The sequence below is a fragment of the Actinosynnema sp. genome (assembly GCF_052038725.1).
The window spans coordinates 1-4,700 of record NZ_JBQGCX010000826.1; the positions used below are offsets into that span (position 1 = coordinate 1).

Genomic DNA, 4,700 nt, shown 5'->3' on the forward strand with positions numbered 1-4,700 from the left:
CCCGCCCAGCTCCACCAGCACCCCCTCGCAGCTGCGCACCACCACCCCCGCCGCCCGCCGCTGGGCGTTGTCCAGCACCGGGCTCGCCGCGTGCTCGCGCCAGCGCCCCAGCACGTCCAGCAGCAGGTGCCGCAGCTCCCGCCCCGACAGCCCCTGCTCCTCCACCCCTAGCCTGGTCGCCGCGCCCGTCCCCGCGCCGCCGACCAGCCGCACCGCCTCCTCGCCCAGCTCGCCCGGCAGGCTCACCCGCCCGCCGCCCAGCGCGGCCAGCAGGCGCAGTTCGCGGAAGTCGTGCGCCCCCGCCACCACCCGCTCCAGCGCCCCCAGCAGCGCCACCGACCCCGGTCGCGGTTCGGCGCGCAGCACCACGTCCCGGCCCAGCAGCGCCGACCGCGCCTTCAGCGCCCCGCGCCGCTCGGTCAGGTGCGCCCCGATCGCCTCCCGCAGCTCGCCGAGCCCGCTGCGCTGGGCCAGCTGACCGGTCAGCTTCACCCTGGTGTCGAAGCCCTGCCTGATCAGGGTCGTGCACAGCCGCACCCCGAACAGCCCCAGCCGGTCCAGCAGCCGCTGCCGCGCCGCCGCGCCCAGCGCCACCGGGAAGTCCTCGCCCGCGAACCGGTCCGCCGACAGCAGGTGCCCGTCCAGCTCCGCCCGCGCCAGCCCCGCCAGCGCCCCGAGCGCGGCGAACTCCTCGTCCCTGAGCGTGCGCGACGCCACCGCCAGCAGCCCCGCGAACGCCACCACGTCCTGGCACAGCCCCCGCACCGCGGGGTCCCGCCTGCACCGCCGGGCGATCTGCTTGGCCGACGACAGCGCGTCGATCCGCCCGCCGCCGATCTCGTCGGCCCGCGCCAGCACCAGCAGCGTCGTCACCGGCGCCGCCCGCGCGATCGGGTGGTCGTGCCCGGCGCGCAGCCGCTCCAGGTCCTCGTCGCGCACGTGCCTGCTCAGGTGCAGCACCGCGTCCGCCTCGCCGAACACCAGCTCGACCGGCGCGTCCGGCCGCGCGTCCACCAGCACCAGGTCGCGCAGCGACCGCGCGGGCCACTCGACCACGACCCGCTCCGCGCCACCGGCCTCCACCCGCACCCCGTCGTCGCGGCGCACCACCGGCACCTCGTGCGCGCCCACCCACGCCGCGGGCCGCGCCCCGTCGCGGTACCAGGCGGTCGCGGTCGGCGGCGCGGTGAGCTCCTCGCCGACCAGCGCGCTCACCAGCGTCGACTTGCCGGTCCCGCGCTCGCCCGCCACCGCCACCCGCACCGGCTCGGCGAACCGCGCCCGGTGCCCGCGCAGCCACGACACCGCCCTCGGGCTGTCCCGGTACAGGGCCAGCGCCTCGTCGAGCAGCGCCCCGACCCGCGCCTCCAACCCCACCGCGCCCGACCCGACGAGCCCCGATCCGACCGCGCCCGAACCCACGAGCCCGGACCCCACCACGCTCCCGTTCACCACAGCACCACCAACGACGCACCCCCGATCCGGGTTACCCCCGAACGGGTGGCCGCAGCTACGCCGTGATGCTCAGCGGGGTCGCCGCCACGCCGACCCCGGCCACCGCCTGCACCCGCTGGTACAGCTGCACCAGCCCGTCCAGCTCGCCCTTGGCCTCGCGCGTGCGCCGCTCCCGCTCGGTCGCGTCGTCCTGCACCGCCCGCCGCGCGCTGCGCGCCGACTCCAGCAGCGTCTCCTGCAGCTCCTCGGCGATGGTGCTGAAGTGGTCGCGCAGGCTCCGCTGCACGTGCCGCGCCGCGTCCCGGCAGTCCTTGCTGAACTTCACGAAGAAGTCGTCCACGTGCCGCTGCACTGACTGCCTCGCGGCGGCCTGCCTGCGCTTGAGCCGCTGCTCGCCCTCCTCCAGTATCGACCGCCCGCCGAACAGCGCCCCCGCGCCGAGCGACACCGCGTTGATCAGCGGCATCCCGGCCAGGCTGGTCACCAGCCCGAGCATCAGCACGCCCCCGTACGACCCGCGCAGCCCGGTGAAGAACTTCTGGCTCGCGGTGAACCGCTCCAGCGCGGGCGCGTCCAGCTCCGCCACCCGGTCCAGCAGGTCGTCCGGGAACACCGACTCGGGCAGCAGGTCGTCCCGGTGCACCGGGAAGCTGCGCGCCACCTTCTCCGCGACCCACTCCGCCCGCTCCAGCAGCCACGCGAAGTTCGTCGCCGCCGCCTCGGTCAGGCTGGTGCGCAGCCACGGCTCGAACTCGTCCCACACCTTCCCCGGATCGGCGGTCTCGAAGGTGCGGTCGACCTCCCGCAGGATGCCCCTGGTCCGGTCCCGCAGGTCGTGCTCGACGTCCGACACCAGGTCGGCCATCTCGTCGGCGAGCACGGTCTGCCACCGCGCGGACCGCCGCCGCAGCTCGTCCACCCGCCGCTGCGCCTCGTGCAGCGCGGCGATCGTGTCCTCGGGGCCGCGCGCCCCCATGCTGGCCAGCTCCTCCTTGAGCGGGGCCACCAGCTGCCTGACCGCCGACGCCGCCGCCGCGGCCACCGACCGGCGGCCGAGCACGTCCGCCGCCGCCACGATGTCGCGCTGCACGCACGCCAGCAGCTCGGGGAACCCGGACTCGGCGTTCAGCTCGCGGTCCCCGGTCCTGGCCGCGCGCAGCCGCAGCGCCGAGGACACCGGCAGCACCTTCGCGCCCACGCCGGCGCGCGCGAGGTGCGCGCGGTCGCGCTGGAGCACCTGCCGCCACTGCGCGGAGAGGTCGGTCTTGGTCAGCACCACGGTCACGTTCGGGCAAGCCGCCACGACCCGGCGCAGCAGCTCCAGCTCGGACGCCGACAGCTCGGCGGTCGCGTCGGTGACCATCAGCACCGCATCGGCCTGGAGCAGCGCCGCGTAGGTGCTGGCGGCGCGCGCCCCGCGCGGGTCCCCGGTGCCGGGGGTGTCGATCAGCACCAGCCCGGACGCCAGCAGCTCGCGCGGGATGCCGACCTCGGCCGCCAGCACCTCGCCGCCCGAACGCCCGCTCACCGCGCGCGCCACCTGGTCGATGGGCACCGGGATGCGCTCGGTCGGGGTGTCCGCGATCGACCGGCCGCGCAGCAGCGCCGCGGACGGCGTCTCGGCGTGCTGCACGAACGTGGGCACGGCCGTCGTCACGTCGTCGCCGACCGCGCACACCGGCGCGTTGATCAGCGCGTTCACCAGCTGGCTCTTGCCCTGCTTGGACTCGCCCACGACGAGCACCCGGATCCTCGGGTCCAGCTGGCTCGCGCGCTTCTCGCGCAGCCTGGCGGCCAGGTCGGGGCGGTTGCGGGCGGCGCAGGCCCTGATCGTGTCGTCGAGCACGTCGAGCCACGGAGCGGACATCACCCGGTCGAGTCTGCCGTGTTCCCCCGCTTGGGTGAAAGAGCGAAGCGGCCCCGCCGGGTGAGCGGGGCCGCTTCCGGCCGCTGAGCGGTTCAGGCTCAGAACAGCAGGTCGCCGAGGGGGGACTCGGCGATCGGCGCGGCCGCGTGGCCCACCGCGTCCGTGACGCCGCCCACACCCGCGTTGTGCGCGGTGGCGGAGACGGTCGCGGTGACGTGCTGGGTGAGGTCGCCGACCGGCTCCAGGGTCGCGCCCAGGTCCAGGCCGCCGCCGCCGAGCGCGCCGAACGCCTGGTCGGCCACGGCGCTGACGGAGCCGTGGACCGAGCCCACGGTGTCGAACAGCGGGGAGGTCACGCCGTCCAGGCCCGGCAGGGTCGAGCCGACGGTCCCGTCCAGGGTGTCCACCGCGCCCGACAGGGTGGCGTCGACCGAGGTGTCCACACCGGCGGCGGTCTGGGTGACGGCGGTGGTCGCGCCGTCCAGGGTGGCGGTCACGTCGCCCACCGCGGAGAAGCTGGTCGCCACGGTGGCGTCCACGCTCGTCGCCACGTCGGCGCCCAGGCCGAGGCCCAGGTCGCCCGCGCCGCCGAGCAGGCCCACGCCGCTGGCGTCGGCGGTCAGCGCGCCCACGGCCCCCAGGTTGATGTCCGAGCCCGCGCCGACCACGCCGGTCAGCTGCTGGGTCACGGCCTGCAGCTGGGCGATCGCCGAGACGGAGCCCTCCAGGTCGAGGTCCAGGTCGCCCGCGACGATCCCGTCCAGCGCGGGCAGGCCGGCGGACGGCGCGAAGTCGAGCACCAGCGGGATGACCTCCTGGACGTCCAGCGCGGTGACGTCGCTCAGGCCGGCGGCGGCCAGGCAGCCCTCGGCGTCGACCTGGAAGGCGGCCAGGGCGCTCGGGTTGCTCAGCAGGTCGAGGACGAAGTCGTGCAGCGTGTCCGGGGTGGCGACCATGAGGCGTCTCTCCTGGTGGGTGGCGCGGGAGTGGGTGTGCCGGAGGGCGTCGCCCTGCCGATGCCACAACGGTAGGAGCGGGGGGATCACGAGCCATCGGGGATTGCTCCCAGTAGATACCGCATCCCCGGAGGGGGGGTTCTCGTTCACTCCCTAAGGGGGAGGGGGACACGCTTGTCGGCCCCCTGCACCCCGTGTAGGTAGTTGAACGCTGCTGCGAACAGGTGAGTGAAGGAGGCTCCGGGTTGTCGTACGTCCTCGGGGTCGACGCGGGCTCCACCCGCACCTCGGCCGCCGTCTGCCACCTCGGCGGCGCGGGCCGCTCCGAAGCCGAGGTCGTCGGCCTCGGCGGACCGGGCGGCGGCGTCGCCACCTGCCTGCAACTGACCGCCGACGGCGACTTCGCCGTCGGCGAGCCGGGC

The 4,700-nt window shown here is 75.8% G+C and carries 3 protein-coding genes; all 3 read right to left on the bottom strand.

Features of this window, described 5'->3' with window-relative positions; all coding sequences use genetic code 11:
- A partial coding sequence (locus ACTUAL_RS16990; protein WP_440900954.1) for a dynamin family protein occupies positions 1-1,452 on the bottom strand: 1,452 nt, incomplete at its 3' end.
- Positions 1,453-1,510: 58 nt separating this feature from the next.
- Positions 1,511-3,322, bottom strand: coding sequence for a dynamin-like GTPase family protein (locus tag ACTUAL_RS16995; protein ID WP_440900955.1), 1,812 nt, complete (start codon positions 3,320-3,322; stop codon positions 1,511-1,513).
- A gap of 98 nt (positions 3,323-3,420) precedes the next feature.
- Positions 3,421-4,278, bottom strand: a complete 858-nt coding sequence (locus ACTUAL_RS17000; RefSeq protein ID WP_096491377.1) for an IniB N-terminal domain-containing protein — start codon at positions 4,276-4,278, stop codon at positions 3,421-3,423.
- Between the last annotated feature and the right edge of the window lie 422 nt (positions 4,279-4,700).